Consider the following 22749-nt stretch of genomic DNA (forward strand, 5'->3'; position numbering starts at 1 on the left):
CAAGCACTAAGGCTTGTCACCTTTCCAGGGGATGTGGTGCTTGCTGTTTGCGCGCTTTTAACTGCTTTTGTTGTACGCTGAGGCTGGCTTTAACCAGATGTTCCACGTCGGCTTCGAGTATGCCTTCATAAACGAGCTCGGCAAGCTCACGCCCCTCTTCGTGGCTAACTGAGCTAACACGGGCGATACAGACCAGGGCAATCAGCTCGTCACGAATGTATACCGTGGTCTTGTAGAGTTCGCCGGGGCGCAAAGCCCCCTGGGATTCAACCCGAATATTACTGCCGCCAAAGCTCACGCCCCGGTAGCGTTTGCCATCGCGCTGCTCGTTTTCCAACACGTAGTGCAGCACCATGTCTACCTTACGGGACTGCAATTTCAAAAAGTCCACCACGGCTTTGGCTTCGTTATCGAGCTGCCTTAAATGCAATAAGCACCCGGCTTCGAGGGTTTTAACGTCACTGAGCAGTTGCAGGCCGACGCTTCGCATGGCCAGCAGCTCGGCATCACTCGGCATGGGGCCGTCAAACGGCAGCAAATAGGCATTGAAATCGTGCGTCACACTGAAATAGGCGTTGGGATCGGCTAACAAGGACATGCCTCTTTATTTATAGGTGAGATACCCCTATTATCGTGCCCACTCAAATAAATACGCAAGCACAGCCAAGGCATCAGCAGCGCACATGTTTTCTTCCTCTGCCTTTCTTATCGGATATCGCTACTGGCGGGCCCGCAAGGCCAATGCCTTCGCCTCCTTTATCACTCTGTTTGCCGTGAGTGGCATTTTCCTCGGTGTCGCCGCCCTGATTGTGGTCAGCTCGGTGATGAATGGCCTCGAAGGGCAACTCAAAACGCGCATTCTAGGCGCCGTACCCCAGGTCGTTGTCGAAAAAAACGATGGCTTTGCCGACTGGCGTCAAACCGCCGATGAGCTGCAAGCGCACTTGCCGGGCATTGTGGGCGTAAGCCCATCAACAGGGACCCAGGCCATGCTGCAATCGAGCAGCAACATCAGTGCCGTGCAGCTCTCCGGTATCCTGCCGGAGGTGGAATCCACTCTTGCGAGCCGAACCACCACCGTCTATTCCCCCGCCTTCGACAGCCTTATCAGCGGTGAATACCGGATAATCCTTGGCGTGCAGCTGGCATCTGAGCTGGATGTGGCGGTGGGCGACACCATCCGGGTGCTGAGCGGCGAAGGCGTGGTGTTTTCACCGCTGGGGCCAGTACCCAGCCAGCGTAAGTTTGTCGTCTCAGGTCTGTTTCAAATGGGATCTCAGGTGGATGCCCAGCTGGCCTTTATCCACTACGACGATGCCCGCCGTTTGATGCGAAAAGCCCCGGACAAGGTGGATGCCCTGAGGTTGTATCTGGACGACCCCTTCAAGGCCGAAGCCATAGGGAAGGCTGTGCCGCAGGTATTGGCAGGCGAGGCGCTCAAGGTCCATGACTGGCGCGACAGCTACGGCCACCTGTTCGGCGCAGTCAAAATGGAAAAGAATATGACGTCGCTGATGCTCAGTCTGATAGTGGCTGTGGCAGCTTTTAACATAGTATCGGCGCTGGTGATGATGGTGGTGGATAAAACCACCGATGTGGCTGTGCTGATGACCCAGGGGCTGACCCGCAGCGCCGTGATGGGGATTTTTGTGACCCAGGGTTCCCTGAATGCCTTACTGGGGCTGGTGCTTGGTCTGATTGCAGGGCTGTTGTTGGCACTTAATCTTAATCCCCTGCTAAGCAGCCTGGGCATTGCCGTGCTGGGGGCTGGGCAGCCTCTGCCAGTGATAATCGCTGCCGAGCAGCTGTGGCTGATAGTCACAGGAACCGTGGTCATTACCCTGCTGGCGACCCTGTACCCGGCACTCAGGGCGTCCCGGGTGGAACCCGCTTCGGCGCTCAGATACGAATAATTTATGCCCAAGGCATTCAGGCGCGTGGCGCCGGTGAGAGAGAATACAGATGCAAGACATACTGCTTAAGGTCGAAAACGTCAGCAAAACCTATCGGGAAGGCAAACTGGAAACCCAGGTGCTGTGCGGGGTGGATCTTTCGGTATACCGCGGCGAGCAATTGGCGATTGTGGGCGGCTCAGGCTCGGGTAAAAGTACGCTCTTGCACATCATGGGTTCTCTGGATAAACCCACCAGTGGCAAGGTGCTGCTGGAAGGCGAAGATTTGTATAGCTTGAGCGCGGCTCGCCAGGCGCAAATCCGCAACGCCAGCCTCGGCTTTATCTATCAGTTTCATCATTTGTTGCCCGAATTCAGCGCACTCGAGAATGTGGCCATGCCGGCTCGCATTGCCGGGGTGGATAAAAAGGCTGCCTTTGGCCGCGCAGAAGCCCTGTTGGAGCGGGTCGGTCTGAGTCACAGGTTGTCCCATGCGCCATCTGAATTGTCCGGCGGCGAGCGTCAGCGGGTCGCCATCGCCAGGGCGCTGATCAATCAACCCAAATTGGTATTGGCAGACGAACCCACAGGTAACCTGGATGCCGCCAGCGGCGAAGCCGTGTATGCCCTTATTCGTGAACTGGCAGCTCAGCTTGGCACCGCTTTTGTGGTGGTGACCCATGACAACGCGCTGGCCGCGCGAATGGACAGACAACTGTCGATGAAAAGTGGCAAATTAACCGCCGGAGCCCGCCAATGAGTTCAAGGGCAGGTGCTGCATTGTCACTGTGGCTGGGTTTTCGGTTTTACCGTGCCCGCCAGTCCAACAGCTTTATCAGCTTCATCTCCTTTGCCTCCACCGCAGGCATCGCCCTCGGGGTGGCAGTACTGATTATTGTCCTGTCTGCCATGAACGGCTTTGAGCGTGAACTCAGGGAGCGCTTTTTGGACGTGGTACCCCACGCCGAGCTGGTGGGTGTGAACGAGCCGGTACACAGCTGGCAGGCCATGGTGGCCGATGCATCGAAAATCCCGGGTATTCGCGGGGCAGCCCCTTTTATTCGCTTACAGGGATTGGCACAGCGCCAGGGCGGTTTTCAGGGACTGAGCCTGGTGGGCATAGACACGTCACTGGAAGGGCAGGTCTCGGGAATCGAGCATTATATGCCCGCATATGCCTGGCAAGCCATTGCTCAGGATGAAAATGCCATCGTGCTCGGTCAGTCACTGATGGAAAAGCTTGGCTTGAATGAAGGCGACGCACTGGTACTGTTCGTGCCGGATTTAAGTGGTCGCCAAAGCGGGAAGCTTGGTGCTACCCGCAGCCACCGATTTGTGGTGCGTGGCAGTTATCATCTGGGCGGCGAGCTTGAGCTGGTCACAGCCTATGCTTCCATGACCCATTTGGCGCGGGTGCTGGAAATGGGGGAGGATGTCAGCGGAGTGCGCATCGCCGTGGACGATGTGTTCAAGGCCCCCAAGCTTATCCGTGAGCTGGGCTTTACCCAGAGTCAATATCTGTACATGAGTGACTGGACCCGTACTCAGGGGCACCTCTATCAGGACATTCAGCTGGTGCGCACCCTGATGTATCTGGTACTGGCGCTGGTAATAGCCGTGGCCTGCTTCAACATTGTTTCCACCCTGGTGATGGCGGTACGGGACAAAACCTCGGAAATTGCCATCCTGATGACCATGGGGCTAAGACGCAGCGCCATAGTGCTGGTATTTATGGTGCATGGCGCCATCAGTGGACTCCTTGGCACTCTGCTTGGCGTCAGCGCCGGTGTGCTGGTGGCGCTGAACCTGTCCGGGCTCGCCAAGGCGGCTGAAAGCGCCTTTGGTGTGCAGCTGTTGTCATCCGACGTTTACTTTATCGACTTTCTGCCCTCAGAGCTTCATGGCCAGGATGTTGCCGTGGTTGCTGTAATGGCACTGCTGATGAGTCTGTTGGCGACCCTCTATCCAGCTTACAAGGCGAGCCTTACCGAGCCTGCACCGGCCCTGGCGGGGCGCTGACGCAACCCGAGGAAGCAACCCGAGGAAGCAACCAGAGTCAGTACCCATAAAAAAACGCGCCTTCAGGGCGCGTTTTTTTATATTCGGAAACTGGGAAATCGCAATTCTCTCCGGAGCATTCATTGCCGAATGTCACCATGCCTGATTGCCGGGGTAGTAGCTGTTTATTGTTTGTGGCTCAGGACCTGCTGCCATTGAAGAGGGTCATAACCCTCTAGCGTGTAGCGCGATTTTTCCACTTAAAGAGCACCGAATACTTCCACAGGTTGCTTATCACAAAGAAGCCCACAATGGCGCTGATCACCCCAAGCACCAGACAACCGAGCAGAAATGGTGGGCCTATGGTAGCCAGAGATGACTCCAGCCATTGCCAGCTCGCTTCAAAGGCAAAGGGCTGGGGTGTGTGGCCAAGTAGTCTGGCCCCAACCTGATAGGCGATATAAAACAGAAACGGCATGGTCACCGGGTTGGTTATCCACACCAGGGCTACAGACACCGGCAGATTCACATTGAAGAAAATCGCCATGGCCGCGGCGGCAACCATCTGAAATGGCATGGGCATCCAGGCCATAAAAAGCCCAACGGCAAACGCACCTGGCGCCGACCGGCGATTCAGGTGCCATAGATTGGGTTTATGCAACAGGGTGCCAAACATCTTCAGATGCTTGTGATCTTTCAGTGCATCCGGGTGCGGCATAAACCTTTTGATGAGCTTTTTTGGCATAGGCGGATAATGCTGTCTTAACTTACTGCTGTGAAGAACCCATTTCTGCTGGGCTTTTGTGCCCTTGTCATCTCATCGCTGCTCTGGCCAGTGCTGCCGCCCTGGCCCGCCTGCCTGCTTTTGCTTGTGGCATTGGGGTGTTACCGCAAGTTGCCTGTGCTCAGTGGAGCCCTGACTGCCGTGGCGTGGGTTGCTGTGTACACCCATATGCTGTTCGATTACAGCCACCTGTATCAAGCCGGTGATTCCTGGGTGCGTGGCGAGATAATAGCACCTGTGTCTGACAGCGGCGACTGGCAGAGTATAGATATACGCCTTGTTAAACCAAAATTAATCTGGCCTGTTGAGGGCAAAATCCGGCTCAACTGGCGAACAACTGAACAAATTCGCCCCGGGGAGCAGTGGGAATTTCGTCTCGCCCCCCGTTCTATCACCTCCCCCCTCAACGAAGGCGCATTCAACGGTCAGCGCTACCTGTTGTCACGCCATGTGGGCATCAAGGCCAGAGTGCTGGAAGCAAGAAAGGTGTCGGCGGCGTCAGGGCTTCGCGGGTTATTACTTGAACACATTGGCCAGGCTATATCGGATAAACCCCGGCAGGCGCTTCTGTATCCACTGCTGACGGGGGAGCAGCAGGGCATAGATACCCAGACCTGGCAGCAACTCAGGCATACCGGCACTGGGCACCTGATGGCCATTTCGGGACTGCATATGTCGGTGCTCGGTGCCTGGTTGTTGCTGCTGTGCCGGGAGCTGTTGACCTCGTTTGCGCCGCGCCAGGACAGACGTAATCTGGTCATTGCCATGATAGTAGCCACCCTGGGGTGTCTGCTCTATGGTCTGCTGGCGGGCATGGGCATTCCTACCCGCCGGGCCTTTATCATGCTGGCATTGGTGGTGCTGCTTACTCTGAGTCGCCGTTTTGCCTCGCCCTGGGAGCGCTTGTTGTACGCCCTCGCTGCAGTGCTGTTTCTGGACCCCCTGTCACCTCTGTCAGCGGGGTTTTGGCTGTCTTTTGGCGCCATCATGATTATCTTGACGCTATTGACCCGGCAGTCCGTTCACCTTGAGGGTGTCCCTGGTCGGTTAAAACACTATCTGATATCACTGGTGACACTGCAGCTGGCACTCAGTATCGGATTGGGGGTATTGCAGCTGGTGCTCTTTGGCGGTGTCAGTGTCCATAGCCTTTGGATTAATTTGCTGATGGTGCCCTGGTTTTCGCTGGTGACCATTCCGCTGGCGTTGGCAGGACTTGTGCTTTTTATTCTCCTGCTGCCTTTTGGAATAGTGGCCGACTGGGCCTTTACTCCCGCACTCATGGCATTGATACCGCTGGATGGGCTTCTTAAGCTCAGTGACCACTTACCCGGCGCCTGGATAAGCGTGCCTGTACAGCTGATTGCGCCCCTGTGTTTTGCCATTACAGGGGCTACCTTGTTGTTTCTGCCGTTGGCGCGGGGTGTTAAGTGGGTGAGCGCCTCCTTACTGGTGCCGCTACTGCTGACCCTCACTGTAAAAGGCGCTCCCCAATGGCAGGTGCATTTACTTGATGTAGGGCAGGGGCTGGCCGTCGTGGTGTTTAGCCGGGATAAAACACTGGTGTACGACACAGGATTGGCCTTTGGTGAGACCTTCTCCCACGGTGAGCGAACCCTGGTGCCATTTTTGCGCGCCAAGGGACGTCATCACATCGATGTGTTGGTTATAAGCCATGAAGATAAGGATCATGCCGGTGGCGCCGCTGCACTGGCCAGGGCGATGCCAATCGATTTACTCATAAGCGATACCCGGGCAGCCCGGGATACCAAGGCGATGGAGCATGCGCCTTGCCGACCTCAGGCGTTTGCCCTTGGCAGTTTGTGGGTTGAGGTCCTGTCGCCCGGAGACTCACCCGTTGGCAGAGTGGGCAACAACGCTTCCTGTGTGGTTGCACTTGGCGATGGTCATTCGCGGTTGTTGTTGCCCGGGGACATTGAAGCCGAAGGAGAGGCGCGACTCCTTGGCAGCGGTGCGGCGCTGAAGGCCAGGGTGCTGGTGGCACCCCACCATGGCAGCCTGACATCATCCACGCCGGCTTTTATCGCGGGCGTCGCGCCGGCTATCACCCTCTTTGCCGCCGGTGCCAACAACAGATATGGATTTCCCAAAGATGCGGTGCTGCAAAGATACCTGTCCCAGGGCAGTGAGACGTTTACTGTGGCGGATACCGGCCAGATAAGTCTGCACCTTGGTGATGAAATCACAGTGAAAACCTATCGGGGCTCTCTGGCCCCTTTTTGGTATAACCGGGTCTTTGGAGTTGGTGGCAGGCCGATTACAGAGTAGAATGCGGACTTTGTCATACTCTCAGATGAATCAATGACTACAGCTCATAATCAGGAAGTTTGGACGGTGTTCAAACGCCTCATGGGATACCTCAAACCCATGAAGTCCATCTTTATCGTCTCGGTTATTGCACTTTTGGTCTATGGTGCAGTAGACGCAACCTTTATCGCTTTTATCCAACCCTTTATTGATAAAGGCTTTTCTGGCGTTGGCATGTCGGGAAGTGTCGACATGGGCACGTCATCCGGCTTTGATTCCAACAACAGCGTACTCTTTTGGGCGCCCTTCGTTGTAGTGGGGCTTTTTACCCTCAGGGGCCTGGCCAACTTTGTGTCTACCTATGGTATTTCCTACATGAGTGCCAAGCTCATCATGGACATGCGCCAGCAGGTATTTGAGCATTATCTCACCCTGCCGGTGAGCTACATCGACAAGGAAAACTCGGGCAACCTCATTTCCCGTGTCACCTTCGATACCGAACAAATCGCCCGGGCATCCGGTAGCGCGCTTATTTCCATTGTCCGTGATGGCGTAACCGTCATCGGCATGCTGGGCCTGATGTTTTACAACTCCTGGAAGCTGTCACTCTGCATCCTGATTGTGGGTCCCATCATAGGGTTGGTTATCGCCACCGTCAGCCGCCGTTTCCGCAAGATTTCACGTCAAATTCAAAGTGCCATGGGCGGTGTCACCGCCGTGACCGAGCAGATGATTAAGGGCCATAAAAACGTGCTGGCCTTTGGCGGCCAGGACACCGAGGCCAAGCGCTTTGCCCAGGTTAACGACCACAATCGCCACCAGAACATGAAGCTTGCCGTGGCCCAGGCCATCAGCCAGCCCACCATCATGATCATCGGCTCTTTTGCGCTGGCCTTTGTACTTTATGCCGCAAGCTTTGATGCCTTAAAGAGTGAGTTGACTGCGGGCACCTTTGCCACTGTGCTTGCCGCCATGATGGCAACCTTGCAGCCAATCAAAAACCTGACCCGCGTCAACGCCGAATTCCAGCGCGGTATTGCTGCCTGTACCACGGTATTTGAGCTGCTCGATACACCCGCCGAACATGACAAGGGCACATTTGAAACCGACAGGGTCAAGGGGCATGTACGTTTTGACGAGGTGGCGTTTCGCTACGAAGGCCAGGAGAGCAGAGCCCTCGACGGTATCAGCTTTGATGTGCCGCCGGGTAAAACCCTGGCGCTGGTGGGGCGTTCCGGCTCGGGCAAATCAACTATTGCCAGCCTTATCAATCGCTTTTATGGCGGGCTTGAGCAGGGGGCTATCGAACTCGATGGCGTCAATGTTGAGGACTACCGCCTTAAAAACCTGCGCAGCCAGGTGGCACTGGTCAGTCAGCAGGTGACCCTGTTTAACGACACCATCGCCAATAATATCGCCTATGCCTGCCCCTGGGAGGTTACCCGCGAGCAAATAGAGCAGGCGGCCACCCTGGCCCATGCCATGGAATTTATCAGTAAGCTGCCCAGCGGCCTGGATACCCAGGTGGGAGAAAACGGCGTGCTGCTCTCCGGCGGTCAGCGCCAGCGTATCGCCATCGCCCGTGCCATGCTGCGTAACGCACCCGTGCTCATCCTCGATGAGGCCACCTCGGCACTGGACACAGAGTCCGAGAAGGCCATCCAGGAAGGGCTTGAAAACCTGCGTCAGAACCGCACCTCTATCGTGATTGCTCACCGCCTGTCGACCATCGAAAGCGCCGATGAGATTTTGGTAATAGAGCAGGGCCGTATTGTGGAGCGCGGCAACCACAAGTCACTGTTGGCGCAGGATGGGATGTACGCCAAACTCTATCAGATGCAGTTTACTGGCTGATTATGCAAAGTTTTGTGCACAAAATCTGGTATCAGGGGCACCCGGCAGCTTGGCTGCTGTTGCCCCTGTCGCTGCTGTTTTGGCTTATCAGCAGCTTGCGCCGTGCGGCCTTCAGGCTGGGGCTTAAGCGCAGCGAGCGCATACCTGTGCCCGTAGTGGTGGTGGGTAACATCACCGCCGGTGGCAGCGGCAAAACCCCCACAGTGCTCTATTTAATCGAGCTGCTGCGCCGGGAAGGCTGGCGCCCCGGCGTCATAAGCCGTGGCTATGGCGCCGCCTTTGACGGTGAGCTGGACGTAGTGGCCGGCATGTCTCCCGCCCAGGTGGGTGATGAGCCAGCCATGATAGCCATGCGTACCGGCGTTCCTATGGTGGTGGGGCGAAACCGTATCAAGGCTGCCCATAAGCTGCTGCAAAGCCACGACGTTAACGTCATTCTGTGTGATGACGGCCTGCAGCATTACGCCCTGGAGCGGGATGTCGAAATATTGGTGATCGATGGTGAGCGCCGCTTTGGTAATGGTTGGCTGTTGCCAGCGGGGCCACTGCGTGAAGGTAAGTGGCGCAAAAGTTTGGTGAACTTTGTGCTCTGTAATGGCGCCAACGCAGAAGCGGATGAATACGCCATGACCCTTGAGCCAGCTGGCCTGGCTCCCGTCGCTGCAATCTGTGGCAAGGCCAAAGACAACAACACCAATGAGCAGGATAATACTGCGCCGCGCCCCGGGGATACGGTAAACGCCATGGCGGGGATAGGTAACCCAGAGCGTTTTTTCTCAACCCTGAGGGCCCAGGGCTTTGTGCTTGGTAAGGCACATGAATTTACCGACCACATGGCCTTCAGCGCTGCGGATATCGCTGCGGTCGATGATGGTCGCCCACTGCTGATGACCGAAAAAGATTCGGTTAAATGTCGCGAATTCGCCAAACAACACTGGTGGTATCTCGCTGTTGATGCCAATCTACCGCCAACATTTTCAACCAGGCTGCTCGATGCCCTGAACCGGGCGGCCACAGCCAAGCAAGGAAACACCCATGGCCTTTGATAAAAAACTCCTGGAAATCGTTGCTTGCCCCGTGTGCAAGGGCAAGCTGGAATACGACAAAGCAGCAGATCAGCTGATCTGTAAGTTCGACCGTTTGGCCTATCCCATCACAGAGGGCATCCCGGTTCTGCTGGAAAACCGTGCCACGCCCTGGCAGGAGCAAACTGCCGACTGAGTTTCAATGCCATAAAAAAAAGCCTCCCATCTGGAGGCTTTTTTTATGGCGATTGTGGCTGCTTCCTGTGCCCGAGTGTCATTTCTCGATGATAGGTTCAAGTGGGCTGATTTTGCCGTTTTGTGATCCGTTGAATGGGGCCAGTTACAACTTTGTAGCTTTGCTGTCTGAATGCTGAACCGACGGCTATAACATACTCAGGTTTCATTGAAATTACCGTAGGGCGCGGGGATAATGCCGCCGCAATCTGTGAGATGGGATACGAATGGAACACGATATCAGTACGCCTGCAACCTCTTCTTTGGCGTTCAAGGCCTTGGTTGCAGAGGTTTTGGCTACACATCAGGGCCACAGAGTGGTTCCCTTCGACTTTGAAGGACGCCGCTACTGGCTGAAACAGCCCGAGCGCCTGGAAGGCGCCATGAAACTGCTCAAACACAGCCCCGACCAGGCGCTGCAAACCGAAATTCGGGCGCTGCAAACCCTCAATGAAAAACACGCCCCTGTACCCAATGTGGTGCTGGCGGGTGAGGGCTATTTTGTGATTGAGGATGCCGGTAAAACGGTCAGCGATTGGTGGCACTTATCTCATCAGGACGGCAGTGTTCCCTTTGATAAAATTTTGACTGACAGTGCGGCGGCGCTGGCTGAGCTGCATTCCCTTGAGCTTGCCCATGGCCGCCCGGCGCTCAGAGACATCGGCTGGCAGGGCGGAGCGGTAAAGTTTATCGACTTTGAAGCCAATCAACGCCAAAAGGACATGGCATCCCAGCAGCGACGCGATTTGCTGGTATATCTGCACAGCCTCTATCGCTACCTGGGGCCAGCGCACGAGCCCATCACCCGTGCCATGCAGGCCTACCGAGAGGCCGGGGGAGAACCCACCTGGCAGGCCGCAAGACGAAAGCTCGCGCCCTGGCAGTGGCTTCGTCCCTTACTGAAACCCTTCCGCAGTATCGGTGGAAGGGACCTTAAGCCCATGTACTGGGTGATGTGGCATTTTCACAACCAGGGGTGATCAATCATGGGCAGCGGGTTTGAAGCTGCCCACCTCAGGTTTAAAGGTCTTGGCGATACGGTTCCAACTGTTGATGGCGTTAACGGCGATGGTTAAATCCACCAGGCCTTGTTCGCCAAAGGCCTCCACCACCTGAGCGTACTTGTCATCGTTCACCGGCAGCCCCTGAGTCAGGTGTTCGGCCCAGTCAAGGGCCATCATTTCAGTGTCGCTGTAAAAAGGCATATCGCGCCAGGCGCTTAAGCCGATGACACGCTCCTGGCTTTCTCCCTGTTGCAGCGTGGCCTTGCTGTGCATATCCACACAAAAAGCACATTGATTGATTTGCGATACCCTGAGTTTGACCAATTCCCACAGTGGCAGCGACAGCCGTGCTGACGTGCTGAACTGTTGCTGTAAATAGCTTTCCTGCGTCATGAGTATCTGCATGCCCTTTGCGGCCAATCCAAAGTAATTTGCGCGTAATGCCATGGTGCTTTCTCCTTCGTTGTTAATGCCGCCAAGATAGCCTTATATCCTCTGGCGACATTGTACGAATTCGACATGGGCCAAACATTGGCGTTTAGCGGGTATCAACAAGGGGAGAGACGGGCTCCGGTTGATGCCTGAGGGCACAGGCTTGGATACCAGTCCGCGGACTGAAGCGGAGCTTAGGCGGCGAGCCTTACACGGCGGGACTTACACGGCGGGGCCTAGACCGCGAGTCTTACACGGCGGGGCATAGACGGCGGGACATAGACGGCGTGATACCGCAAGGGGGTACACGGAGGTTGAAACTCGGAGTCGAAACACGGAACTGCAACACGAACCTGAAACACAGAGCTGCAGTCAGGAGTTAAGCAGGGGCGTGCAACCTGCCCCGATGAGATAACGCCGTGGATACTTAAGTCATAAGGCGCGAAAGCCAGGTTTGAACGACCGCGCTAACCCGGCGTGGGGGTTGTGAGAGCAATCAGTCCGGTTTGGGCACTGTCAGTAAATTCAGCTGCCAATAGCCCACATCTTGCCACTGATCAAATTTGAAACCGATTGCCTGAAAATGAGCGACTTTTTTCATGCCCATTTTTTCGTGCAGGGCAATACTGGCTGGGTTTGGCAGTGTGATACCGCCAATCACGCTGTTTACCTTCAGGGCTTTCAGGCGGTCGATAAGCGCCTCATACAAAGCCGTTCCTATCCCTTTCCCATGGGCGCCGGGAGCAACATAAACCGTGGTTTCGACTGCAAATCGGTAAGCACTTCGCTCTTTCCACCTGGTCGCATAGGCATAGCCAATCAGGGCATCGCCCTCCATGGCAACCAGCCAGGGTAACCCGGCGTCGTGCACAAGTGTTATTCGTCCTGCAATCTCAACGCCTTGCAGCGGCGTTTCTTCAAAGGTGATGGAGGTATTTTCGATGTAATGGTTGTAGATGTCGGCAATCGCCCCGGCATCGTTTGGAATGGCGTTTCTTATCATCAGTGCTTACCGGCATGAGTTTTCAATTGATAAAGAGGGGCTTATGGTTATGGCTGGAGAGGGGCTCAGTCGTGGCCATTTCTAGCCCGGTGCGAACAGCCTGGCCAGCAGCAGGGCCTGGACTTGCCCGAGGAGAGATCCGCTACTGCGCGGGTAATGCGTTTAAGTCGGGTCGCTTCTTTTTTCGCATCATTCACCCAACAAATCCATTCGTTTCGGGCGAGCGGAGTGATGGCAAGCCACTTTTGGGTGGCATCGCCCGATGTGGCGATATGGGCGGCCATATCATCCGCAAGCGGGTGTACTGTGCCGGATGGCAGCTCATCAGTCAGCATGTGCCGTGCTCCAATGTTGAATACCAATTGCAATTCATCAACTGCTTATCTCCCTCGCGCAGACAATGGGCTTGGCCTTACTTTCGACAACCGATACCGCACCTTTGGCAAATCAGACCACGAGTATGTAGAGGTCTTCTTCCTGGGTTGGGCCCTCAACATACTGGCTGGCAGAGTGTGTTCCAGCAACTTTTCACGTTCGTTTGGGGACGTTCTCGTGCTGAAAGCGTTAACTTAAAGGTGCGATGGGTGACTATCCCTTCTTAAGGTACCAATAGCCGCAGTAAATCCAGCCACCCGGCGGAAACAAGAAGTTGAGTAAGAGTGCATAAAAGCCGACCAAGGGCATGTTGTTCGCCTTGCCGCGCGCGAACCTGATGGTGAAAAAGATGACGACAACAGCCAAAACAAAGAAGACCAGTCCCCAGATGGTTGCGTTTAATTCCATTTGAAATTTCCTTGGTTGAATGAGTAGATAACGCCAGGTTTAGTGGTGAAGAAGGCAATGACTAAACCGCGGCACAGCACTTCAAAACCCAAATCAACGTATAAAAATGCTCCGCGTACTAAGTCCCTCTAACACTGCTTGTTAGTAAAGGATGTATCTCCTTTGGCTTCGAACATAATAATGTGCGTGTTTTCAGAACCATCCACGAAAGCCAACAAAAAGTCGACATCTTCCTGGGTTGCTTTAATGCAAGAAGGATCTATTATTCTGGGTTTATTTTCATGACTATGAGCCAGTTCTAAACTTGCGTATAGCCAATCCAAGTGATAGTTCATAGCAGAAAAGTAGGATGTGGGTGTATCCAGGTGTAATAAGCCAGTAATTGACCAACAAGGTGAAATTGCTCTTTTCTATTAAAGGACTTTAAATTTTTATTATTTACACACAAGAACTTAATTAACTCTGAAAGCTAACGCTTTGCTAAGGGGCTGGCGCCACGCGCCAGTCCCACGGAGCCAGCCTTGGCTGGCGAAGTAAACTTGAGCAACTGGTTAGGCATTTGCGCGGAGCTTACTACGTAAGCGATTTTGCGTGATTTCATTACCGCCTTCCCATACTTCAAAAAGACCAAACCAATACAGACGTTCGTTTAATGTTAAGCCGCCAATATTGTCTATTGCGGCACTTTTAAAATTTTGAAATTCAGAGTGGAACTTGTTTGATGAATCCGTATCTTGAAACCAAACATTTCCATGCCATTTTCCAATTAGATAAGCGAGCGTCTCAATATCTTTATCGTCTTGCTTCCACTCTCTGACCCAGCGCGAGAGATTTTCTCTCAGTTTGATTTCAGGCACAGAATTTACTAGTTCATCAAGGTTCATTGAATTGCCTAACGCCGCCAGCAGCGGCCGAGTGAAACGAGGTCCAGCGACCAAAGGGAGCAGTGCTGGCTGGCCTTGTTAAATGTCTTAGCTAAATAATTTGGCAAGACTAACCCCTGAAAGAATCAATGAAATCCATAATATTTGTGGAATTGGTAGTTTTCTGAGACTTTGAAATAGTGACAGTATAATTAGACAACCCAAACCAGACACTACGAATACGAAAACACCAAAGGTTATTACCTTAAAGTCAAATGTGATTAATGCAATTTGAGAAATACCTCCTAGCTCAGAAATCTCCTTTCCTTGACTACTAATATACTGAGTTAATGCGTAAATCGTGGCCAACCACGTTGTGAATACACTAAAAACTAAAATAAGCAGTACATGCCAAAATTTTAAATTGTCGAATTGCAGGAGTAGTTTATTCATGATGTACATTTAACGCCTTACTAATGGGCGCATAAATGCTTGGCTAAAATTAGCGACGAAGGAGCACAAGCCAAGCATTTTGCGTCCTTTTGAGTAACTTGTTAGTTCACGGTTGGCCGAATACCCGATTTCAGACTTTTATCATTACTTAACATCTCTTCTATTAACTCGAATTTTTTCTCACCACAATAAACATATTGTTCTGCAAATATAACTTGAAGACTATTAAGAAACTTTGTGTTTTCTTCTGAACAATCTAAAGGGGTTCCTTTAGTGTATGCATTAGCATAATCACAAATCATTTTAGGACTTTTCACATGAATTAGTTGGCTTGGAACAGTATCAACAATGAATTGCAATTGCTTTCTCGCTAATAAAGCTTTTTCTTCATGTGAAGGGCAGACAAACGCAACTGTTAATTTGTCAGATATAGGTAGGTGGATTTGAATTCCTTTTACAGCAAGTCCTAAATTACCGTAAAACCCCATATCAATGTCATTGTGCAACGTTACGGGATTGTCTGAAATATAATAAGGAGTTTCGCTATTGTTTCTGTAGAGCAGCCAACTTTTATTTAGAATATGCTCAGCATGGTTTACATGCTTCAACACAGTTTCAAGAAAGAAATTCTTTAAGTCAGACTCATCTTGACTCCCTATTAGCTCTGGAAGTTGCTCTTGCGTTGCCCCTATAGCTAATAGTTTTTCTCCTAGGCTATTTATCATTCCTTTTATTGATTGTAATCCATGGAATGTCCGTGATTTTTGTATAATAACGAAAATAGCTAATTTAGCTTTTTCTTCATCTGTTAAAGTAGCTAAGCTTTCTTCTTCAACTATTTTTCTAATTACTGTAGAAGCTTCAGCCTCTATTTCACCAAGTATTGGTTCTAAGCTGTGTTGTTCTGGATGCCCTTCAATATTGTAAAAGGTGTTTCGAGTTGAAGCATCATAAACAGATTGCTGATAAACGCGCTGTGATAGTTTATCAAATGTGAATAGGTTATTGGCTTTCCCACCATTATCAAAACTAAAGTTATCAAGCAAAAACCTTGGTACAGTGTGCTGCTTTTTAACATCCGTTGTTAATTTTTTACTTTCCGACATTCGAAGATTACTCGTTACCTAAGTGAACTAACATTTGTATAGTGCGCATGCGCATAATCTCACATCTGACCACTTGGTGAAATCTCACGCAACACGCTGTTTTTAAATTCGATTTTTAACTTAGCAAAAATCATCCTGGGTGGAAAGTGCGCATGCGCATGATTTGCGCTCGCTTTGTTTCGCGCACCATTTTTAAGTCTATGAATTTTCTAAAGCTATAAAAAGTGTTTCAGAAATAGTGCGCACATTTTTTGTCGTTTGAGCTGGCAAAATCATCCATTTTAAAATAATGCTGTATGTACGTACAGTTTTCGGGGCTTTCGACATGGCCTATCAAAGTCCGTTTCTGCAGGGCATTCGCGAAGAGATGCGGATGCGTGGTTACAGCATTCGAACAGAAAAGACATATCTGTATTGGATAAAGGCCTTTATCCGTTTTCACCATAAAAGGCACCCGGCAGAGATGGGACAACCGGAGGCCGCACAGTTTCTGACCTTTATCGCCAATCAACGCAATGTGGCAATAAACACCCAAAAGACGGCGTTAAATGCGCTGGTCTACCTTTATCATAAGCACTTGCATCAGGAACTTGGCAGCCTTGGTTTTCATTACGCCAGCAAACAGCGATTCCTGCCTGTGGTACTGACCGTTGATGAAGTAAAGCGCATTCTGAATTGTCTGGAAGGACGTAGCCGCCTGATTGTCGAAATGCTTTACGGTAGTGGCCTGCGGATCTCTGAATGCCTCAGACTCAGGATCCAGGATGTCGATCTTGAGCATCTGTCTTTAACAGTGCGGGACGGTAAAGGCCGCAAAGATCGCAAAACAATGCTCAGCCAACATTGTGCGACGGCATTGCAATCATACATAACCAGCGCCATAGCCCTTCAGCAGAAAGATAACCTACAAGGCCTGGGGCCATCGCTGCCCTATGCACTTGGGCGCAAATATCCCAACGCGTTCAGAAAATCTATCTGGATGTTTGTCATCCCATCACATGCAATCTGCCATCATCCCATTACCGGGGTGTTATGTCGGCATCATCTGCATCAGAGTGTTGTGCGTAAAGCGCTGGCGGTCGCCGTTGCTAAATCTGGGGTCAACAAGCGGGTGACTTGCCATACCTTTCGTCACTCATTTATAAAATACTTCCCTGTATTTTCCCCTTCGGGCCAGCGGAGCTGTTCAAATTCAGTCCCGCTGAATTTGTGCCACTCATCTTTTGCAGGCAGGCTACGATATCCGCACAGTGCAGGAGTTGCTTGGTCACAACGATGTGAAAACGACGCAAATTTATACCCATGTACTGGGTCAACACTATGCCGGGACTGTAAGCCCACTGGATAGACTGACATAAGCGGTCTGCTTGATATCGATGTGGCTGTGAAAGTCATAGCTACCGCAGGACGCCATTGGAGTTCAATCGCATCTAATGCTGTGGGTGCTGGCGGCAAGCAGAGTAAATAACAGTGGGGGAAGTGTAAGGATGACCTTTGCGCTGTGCTTTTTCGCGCTTCCCTGCTGGTATGGTGCTGGTGAGTGTTGAAACGCATCGCCCATTGGTTGAATGTCGATTGCATCAAGCTGTTGCTCACCCGCAATACTGTTTGCACAGTGTCGAAGATACCCAAATCGCCGGGGCTTAACAAGCCTGTTATGCCCGTTATCAGCAGAGTAAAAAAACCTTGCTATCTGAATGACTTGATTCCAATAAAAACACCCGCAGCTGCGGGTGTTTTTGTAGGCTGGCCTGAAAGAGCAGGGCCTGTTAAAACTGCATCTCAGGCACGTGCTCGGGCACGATAAGCTTGCCTGCGGTTTTCTCGACGATTTCTTCAACGCTCACGCCCGGGGCGCGCTCCAACAGATGGAAGGCGCCGTCTTTGATTTCGATAAAGGCCAGATCGGTGAGAACGCGCTTGATGCAACCAAAGCCGGTGAGTGGCAGCTCGCACTTGGGCAGCAGTTTGGAGTTACCGTACTTATCGGCGTGCATCATGGTGACGATAATATTGTCGGCACCGGCCACCAAATCCATGGCGCCGCCCATGCCTTTTACCAGCTTGCCCGGGATCATCCAGGAGGCGATAGAGCCTTCAACGTCCACTTCGAAGGCGCCCAGTACGGTCAAATCCACATGGCCGCCACGGATCATGGCAAAGCTCTCGGCGCTGGAGAAAAACGACGCGCCTTTTACCGCAGTTACGGTTTGCTTACCGGCGTTGATCAGATCCGGGTCAATGGTCTCTTCGGTGGGGAACTCGCCCATGCCGAGCAGGCCGTTTTCAGACTGCAGCATTACCTGCATGCCTTCGGGGATGTAGTTTGCTACCAGGGTTGGAATGCCAATACCCAGGTTAACGTAGTAGCCGTCTTTCAGCTCTTTGGCGACGCGCTGGGCCAGTTGTTCTCTTGAAAGTGCCATGGCGTGTCTCCTTATGCCTGCTTCACGGTGCGCTGTTCGATGCGCTTCTCAAAGTTGCCTTTGATGATGCGATCCACATAAATCCCCGGTGTATGGATGTGGTCCGGGTCAAGTTCGCCCGGCTCAACAATTTCTTCCACTTCCACCACGGTGATTTTACCGGCGGTAGCCATCATGGGGTTGAAGTTGGCGGCGGTCTTGCGGAACACCAGGTTACCCATGGTATCGGCCTTCCAGGCGCGGATAAGGGCGAAATCGGCGGTCAGAGACTCTTCCAGCACATAATGGCGGCCCTTGATTTCGCGGGTCTCTTTGCCCTCGGCTACCGGGGTGCCGTAGCCAGTGGCGGTGAAGAACGCAGGAATACCTGCGCCACCGGCACGGATTTTTTCGGCCAGGGTGCCCTGTGGGGTGAGGATAACGTTCAGCTCGCCGCTCAGCATCTGGCGCTCGAAGGTGGCGTTTTCACCCACGTAGGAGGCGATCATGGTGCTTATCTGCTTGTTTTGCAGCAAAAGCCCCAGACCAAAGTCATCAACGCCTGCGTTGTTGGAGATGGCAGTCAGGCCCTTGGTGCCAAGTTTTACCATCTGATTAATCAGGCCTTCCGGAATACCGCACAGGCCAAAACCACCCACCATGATGGTCATATTGTCGTTAAGGCCCGCCAGGGCCTGGTCGTAACTCTCGACGACCTTGTAGAGTCCAGCCATCTTGTCTTCCTTTTGTTCTTAACCTGCTGTGACGTCAGGTCGTGTGCTGTGCTTTTTCTCCTGCCCCTAGCGGGGCAGGAGATAGTTATAGTTATCTTGCTGTGGCCAGGCTGCCCGTGCCATCTTCTTGCAGTGGCTAGCTCAGCGCCCGCGCCACTTTTGAGCCATTTTGTCTGCCAAGGGCGGCGCTGATACGGTTGCCCGCCTCAATCAGTTTGCCAAGGTCGATACCCGTGTCTATGCCCATACCGTGGAGCATATACACCAGATCTTCGCTGGCAAGATTGCCCGATGCACCCTTGGCATAGGGGCAGCCGCCGAGGCCTGCCACCGAGGTATCCACTGTGCGGATGCCTGTCTCAAGGCAGGCGAGGATATTGGCAAGTGCCTGGCCGTAGGTGTCGTGAAAGTGCAGCGCGAGCTTATCTGCCGGTACTCTGGCCGCCACGGCTTCCACCATTTTACGGGCCTTTACGGGCGTGCCAACGCCTATGGTGTCACCCAAAGAAATTTCATAGCAGCCGAGTTTGTACAGAATTTCAGACACCCTTGCCACTTCGCTTACGGCTATCTCGCCATCGTAGGGGCAACCGAGCACGCAGGACACATAACCGCGCACCGGCAAATTGTGCTCTTTTGCTTTTTCCATCAATGGGATAAACCGCTCAATCGACTCTTCAATCGAGCAGTTGATGTTCTTTTGACTAAAGCCCTCGGAGGCGGCGGCAAATACCGCTACCTCAGAGGCCCCGGCGTCAAGGGCGAGTTCCAGCCCCTTCAAGTTTGGGGTGAGGGCGCTGTACCGTACACCTGCTACACGGGAAATCCCCTTGAGTACCTCGCCCGAGTCGGCCATTTGTGGCACCCACTTGGGGGAGACGAAACTTGCCGCCTCGATGCGCTTAACCCCAGCGGTGGCAAGGTTTTCGACCAGCAGAATTTTATCGGCGGTGCTGACCTGCTTTTCATTTTGCAGGCCGTCACGGGGGCCGACTTCAAACAGGCTGATGTATGAGGGCAGTGCCATCTCAGGCCTCCTTGCCGCTGGTTTCGCAAGCGCCGTCGCCTGGCTCCAGCGCCAGCAGCAGGGTGCCGTCGGACACCAGCTCCCCGGGGGCGAAGAAGAACTCGCTCACCACCCCATCGAAGGGGGCTTCTATGGTGTATTCCATCTTCATGGCTTCCATAACAAGCAAACCCTGACCGGCGGCTACCTTGTCGCCAACGGCGACCAGATGGGTCACCACGGTGCCGTTCATCGGTGCCTTGAGTTTATCTTCCGAGCTGGCTGTCTCTTCCAACACCTGGCCGAGCACTTCGCGGAAGTGGTAGCTGCCGCTTGATAGGAACACGGTAAGACCGCCTTCTTCCAGCGATACCGTCACCTTCATCTTGTGGCCGTTGATTTCGCACTTAAGCTCAGAGGCATCAATGCTGCCACCGATCTCAATCAGTTTGTCGTTAAGGCTGAACTGATAGCGGCCATTAGCCTCAGTGAGTTCGGCGCTGCGGCTTTGGTGAGCATCATCCAGAAGGGTCACGCTGTGGCGCATTGGGCTGCTTAAGCGAAAGCCTTTCAGGCTCGACCAGGGGCTGAAAGGATCGTGGCCGGGAGCGTCCTGAGTGGTGGCTTCCCGCAGCTTAAGCTGGGTCAGTACCGCCAGCACAAAGGCGGTGTCGGCCTCATCGCGACTGTCGCCAATCAGGGCATCGCCGTAGCGGCCGATAAAGTCGGTGGAGAAGTTGGCATCGGCAAACGCCGGATGCTCGGCGATGTTGGAGAGAAACTCGATATTGTGCTTAAGGCCACCGACACGGTAATCGCCAAGGGCGCGGTTAAGACGCGCCAGTGCACGGGGGCGCGACTCGTCCCACACAATCAGCTTGGCAATCATGGGGTCGTAGTAGTTTGAAATCACATCGTTTTCACGCACGCCTGAGTCGATACGCACATGGCGGCTTGGCTCTGGCTCTCGCAAAAAGGTGAGCTTGCCACTGGCGGGCAGAAACTCGTTATTGGGGTCTTCGGCGTAAATCCGCACCTCAAAGGAGTGACCGTGGATTTGGATTTCGTGTTGCTCAAGGGGCAGTACCGAACCCGATGCCACCAACAGCTGCCATTTCACCAGATCCTGGCCCGTGACCATTTCGGTTACCGGGTGCTCCACCTGCAAACGGGTGTTCATCTCCATAAAGAAGAAGCTGCGCTCTTTCCCTGGCTGAGGGGCATCGAGCAGGAACTCCACAGTACCGGCACCGCGGTAATCGATGGCCTTGGCCGCAGCCACGGCGGCCTCGCCCATTTGCCTGCGCAGGCTGTCCGGCAGACCCGGGGCTGGGGCCTCTTCCACCACCTTTTGGTGGCGGCGCTGAATGGAGCAGTCGCGGTCAGACAGATACACGCAGTTGCCGTGAGAGTCGGCAAATACCTGTACTTCCACGTGACGCGGCTGGCGCAGATAGCGCTCCATCAAGAGCTTGTCGTTACCGAAGCTGGATGCTGCCTCGCGGCGGGCCGAGTCGATGGCGGCTTTAAGCTCGCTCTCGCCCTCGACAATACGCATGCCCTTACCGCCGCCACCGTAGGCGGCCTTGATAAGGAGCGGATAACCAATCTTTTTTGCCTCGGCAAGCAGGGTGGCATCGCTCTGATCGTCGCCGTGGTAGCCGGGCACCAAGGGCACCCCGGCCTTTTCCATGATGAGCTTGGCGGCGCTTTTGCTGCCCATGGCGTCGATGGCATCGGAGCCTGGGCCCACAAAGGCGATGCCGTTTGCCTCACAGGCGCGGGCAAATTCGGCGTTTTCCGACAAAAAGCCGTAGCCGGGATGAATAGCCTCGGCGCCGCACTTTTTGGCGATGTCGATAATCAGCTCACCACGCAGGTACGAGCTTGCCGGGGCGCTTTCGCCCAGATAAAAGGATTCATCCGCCAGCGCCACATGGCGGGCGTCGCGGTCGGCGTCGGAATACACGGCCACGGTTTTAATGCCCATATCACGGGCGGTGCGGATAACGCGGCAGGCGATTTCACCGCGGTTAGCAATTAAGAGTTTGTTAAACATGGAAAATCCCTTAGTCCTTGCTGCCGGTATCATTGACCCAAGCTGGGCTGCGCTTATCAAAAAAGGCGTTGAGGCCTTCCTGTCCTTCGGCCGACACCCGAATACGGGCGATACGCTCGCTGGTGTAGTCGCGGGTGTGCTCATCAATCACGCCGCTTTGCAGCCGGGCGATAAGCGACTTGCACCAACCGAGGGCCTGGGGGCTGCCGCTGAGCAGGTTTTGGATAATGGGGGCTGCTGCTGCGTCCAAATCTTCAGCAATTTCATGCACTACGCCTAAGGCCAGTGCCATGCTGGCATCGAAGCGCTCAGCCGTGAGCATATAGCGGCGGCTCTGACGCGGCCCCATGGCGCGCACCACGTAAGGGCTGATTACCGCAGGAATAAGTCCCAGTTTGACCTCAGACAGGCAGAAACTGGCTTTGTGGCTCGAAATCGCAATATCGCAGCAGCAAATCAGCCCCAGGGCGCCGCCGTAAGCCGCGCCGTTAACAAGGGCGATGGACGGCTTGGGGAAGCGGTCAAGGGTATCCATCAGGTTGGCAAGCTCGCGGGCATCTTTGAGATTGGCATCAAAGTCCATGGCGGCCTGCTTGCGCATCCAGTTCAAGTCGGCGCCGGCGGAGAAGTGCTTGCCGTCGCTTTTAAGCACCATCACAGCGCAGTCGCCCTCGTGGGCGAAGGCATTAATGGCCTGGGTCATTTCGCTTATCATCACCTCATCGAAGGCGTTGTGCACCTCGGGGCGATTCAAGATGAGATAACCCACCTTGCCCTTAAGCTCGCAGCGCACGGCACTGAAGGAGGCAGACAGCTCGGCAATGGAAGTCATGGTTGTCATCTGCT

Annotated in this window: 21 protein-coding genes and 1 pseudogene; 9 read left to right on the plus strand and 13 right to left on the minus strand. The window is 53.6% G+C overall.

Annotated features, from left to right (window positions below; translation table 11 throughout):
• Positions 1-16: 16 nt before the first annotated feature.
• A complete protein-coding gene (locus K0H63_RS07190; RefSeq protein WP_220067343.1) occupies positions 17-592 on the minus strand; it encodes a hypothetical protein in 576 nt (191 codons plus the stop codon).
• A gap of 91 nt (positions 593-683) precedes the next feature.
• On the opposite strand from K0H63_RS07190, the gene K0H63_RS07195 reads away from it, so the two are divergent.
• The 3 genes from K0H63_RS07195 to lolE are packed head-to-tail and all read left to right on the plus strand — an operon-like array spanning position 684 to position 3911.
• Positions 684-1913: a lipoprotein-releasing ABC transporter permease subunit gene (locus K0H63_RS07195; protein WP_220067344.1), complete on the plus strand. Its 1230-nt coding sequence runs from the start codon at positions 684-686 to the stop codon at positions 1911-1913.
• Positions 1914-1962: 49 nt separating this feature from the next.
• On the plus strand, positions 1963-2652 hold the full coding sequence (gene lolD / locus K0H63_RS07200) for a lipoprotein-releasing ABC transporter ATP-binding protein LolD (RefSeq protein ID WP_220067345.1): 690 nt from the start codon (positions 1963-1965) through the stop codon (positions 2650-2652).
• The gene (gene lolE / locus K0H63_RS07205) at positions 2649-3911 is read left to right on the plus strand and encodes a lipoprotein-releasing ABC transporter permease subunit LolE (protein ID WP_220067346.1); all 1263 of its coding nucleotides are present in this window, start codon (positions 2649-2651) and stop codon (positions 3909-3911) included. Before lolD ends, lolE begins: the two co-directional genes overlap by 4 nt.
• 214 nt (positions 3912-4125) lie before the next feature.
• Here the strand turns inward: lolE and K0H63_RS07210 are convergent, their stop codons facing one another.
• Entirely contained in the window at positions 4126-4635 is a 510-nt protein-coding gene (locus K0H63_RS07210) for a DUF2062 domain-containing protein (protein ID WP_220067347.1), read from the minus strand.
• 30 nt (positions 4636-4665) lie between these two features.
• Here K0H63_RS07210 and K0H63_RS07215 point away from each other — a divergent pair, with 30 nt between their 5' ends.
• The 5 genes from K0H63_RS07215 (at position 4666) to K0H63_RS07235 (ending at position 11035) form a co-directional block, all read left to right on the plus strand.
• Positions 4666-6963: a DNA internalization-related competence protein ComEC/Rec2 gene (locus K0H63_RS07215; protein WP_220067348.1), complete on the plus strand. Its 2298-nt coding sequence runs from the start codon at positions 4666-4668 to the stop codon at positions 6961-6963.
• 33 nt (positions 6964-6996) lie between these two features.
• Complete coding sequence (msbA, locus tag K0H63_RS07220; protein WP_220067349.1) at positions 6997-8796, plus strand: lipid A export permease/ATP-binding protein MsbA; 1800 nt, start codon at positions 6997-6999, stop codon at positions 8794-8796.
• A 2-nt stretch (positions 8797-8798) separates the two neighbouring features.
• A complete protein-coding gene (gene lpxK, locus K0H63_RS07225) occupies positions 8799-9842 on the plus strand; it encodes a tetraacyldisaccharide 4'-kinase (protein WP_220067350.1) in 1044 nt (347 codons plus the stop codon).
• Positions 9832-10017 carry a Trm112 family protein gene (locus tag K0H63_RS07230; RefSeq protein WP_220067351.1) on the plus strand — a complete coding sequence of 62 codons (186 nt, stop codon included), beginning with the start codon at positions 9832-9834 and terminating at the stop codon, positions 10015-10017. Before lpxK ends, K0H63_RS07230 begins: the two co-directional genes overlap by 11 nt.
• Positions 10018-10282: 265 nt before the next feature.
• Positions 10283-11035, plus strand: a complete 753-nt coding sequence (locus K0H63_RS07235; RefSeq protein WP_220067352.1) for a phosphotransferase — start codon at positions 10283-10285, stop codon at positions 11033-11035.
• On the opposite strand, the gene K0H63_RS07240 is transcribed toward K0H63_RS07235, so the two are convergent.
• From K0H63_RS07240 to K0H63_RS07265, 6 genes are all read right to left on the minus strand, one after another.
• Positions 11036-11506 (minus strand): carboxymuconolactone decarboxylase family protein, encoded by a 471-nt coding sequence (locus K0H63_RS07240; RefSeq protein WP_220067353.1) that lies wholly within the window; start codon positions 11504-11506, stop codon positions 11036-11038.
• A gap of 481 nt (positions 11507-11987) precedes the next feature.
• Complete coding sequence (locus K0H63_RS07245) at positions 11988-12494, minus strand: arsinothricin resistance N-acetyltransferase ArsN1 family B (protein WP_220067354.1); 507 nt, start codon at positions 12492-12494, stop codon at positions 11988-11990.
• A 65-nt stretch (positions 12495-12559) separates the two neighbouring features.
• Positions 12560-12829 carry a YdeI/OmpD-associated family protein gene (locus K0H63_RS07250; RefSeq protein ID WP_220067355.1) on the minus strand — a complete coding sequence of 90 codons (270 nt, stop codon included), beginning with the start codon at positions 12827-12829 and terminating at the stop codon, positions 12560-12562.
• Between the two features lie 253 nt (positions 12830-13082).
• The gene (locus K0H63_RS07255) at positions 13083-13277 is read right to left on the minus strand and encodes a hypothetical protein (RefSeq protein WP_220067356.1); all 195 of its coding nucleotides are present in this window, start codon (positions 13275-13277) and stop codon (positions 13083-13085) included.
• A 551-nt stretch (positions 13278-13828) separates the two neighbouring features.
• Positions 13829-14161, minus strand: coding sequence for a hypothetical protein (locus K0H63_RS07260; RefSeq protein ID WP_220067357.1), 333 nt, complete (start codon positions 14159-14161; stop codon positions 13829-13831).
• A 533-nt stretch (positions 14162-14694) separates the two neighbouring features.
• A complete protein-coding gene (locus tag K0H63_RS07265; protein WP_220067358.1) occupies positions 14695-15699 on the minus strand; it encodes a DUF4238 domain-containing protein in 1005 nt (334 codons plus the stop codon).
• A 325-nt stretch (positions 15700-16024) separates the two neighbouring features.
• Here K0H63_RS07265 and K0H63_RS07270 point away from each other — a divergent pair.
• Positions 16025-17057 (plus strand): annotated as a pseudogene (locus tag K0H63_RS07270) (integron integrase).
• A 411-nt stretch (positions 17058-17468) separates the two neighbouring features.
• Here the strand turns inward: K0H63_RS07270 and K0H63_RS07280 are convergent.
• The 5 genes from K0H63_RS07280 to K0H63_RS07300 form a co-directional block, all read right to left on the minus strand.
• Complete coding sequence (locus K0H63_RS07280; RefSeq protein WP_220067359.1) at positions 17469-18125, minus strand: CoA transferase subunit B; 657 nt, start codon at positions 18123-18125, stop codon at positions 17469-17471.
• Between the two features lie 11 nt (positions 18126-18136).
• A complete protein-coding gene (locus K0H63_RS07285) occupies positions 18137-18838 on the minus strand; it encodes a CoA transferase subunit A (protein ID WP_220067360.1) in 702 nt (233 codons plus the stop codon).
• 136 nt (positions 18839-18974) lie between these two features.
• The gene (locus K0H63_RS07290) at positions 18975-19865 is read right to left on the minus strand and encodes a hydroxymethylglutaryl-CoA lyase (RefSeq protein ID WP_220067361.1); all 891 of its coding nucleotides are present in this window, start codon (positions 19863-19865) and stop codon (positions 18975-18977) included.
• A 1-nt stretch (position 19866) separates the two neighbouring features.
• Positions 19867-21903, minus strand: a complete 2037-nt coding sequence (locus K0H63_RS07295; RefSeq protein ID WP_220067362.1) for an acetyl/propionyl/methylcrotonyl-CoA carboxylase subunit alpha — start codon at positions 21901-21903, stop codon at positions 19867-19869.
• A 10-nt stretch (positions 21904-21913) separates the two neighbouring features.
• The gene (locus tag K0H63_RS07300; RefSeq protein ID WP_220067363.1) at positions 21914-22744 is read right to left on the minus strand and encodes an enoyl-CoA hydratase/isomerase family protein; all 831 of its coding nucleotides are present in this window, start codon (positions 22742-22744) and stop codon (positions 21914-21916) included.
• Between the last annotated feature and the right edge of the window lie 5 nt (positions 22745-22749).

It is taken from the genome of Shewanella zhangzhouensis, from assembly GCF_019457615.1.
In the GTDB taxonomy this organism is placed as follows: Bacteria; Pseudomonadota; Gammaproteobacteria; order Enterobacterales; family Shewanellaceae; genus Shewanella; species Shewanella zhangzhouensis.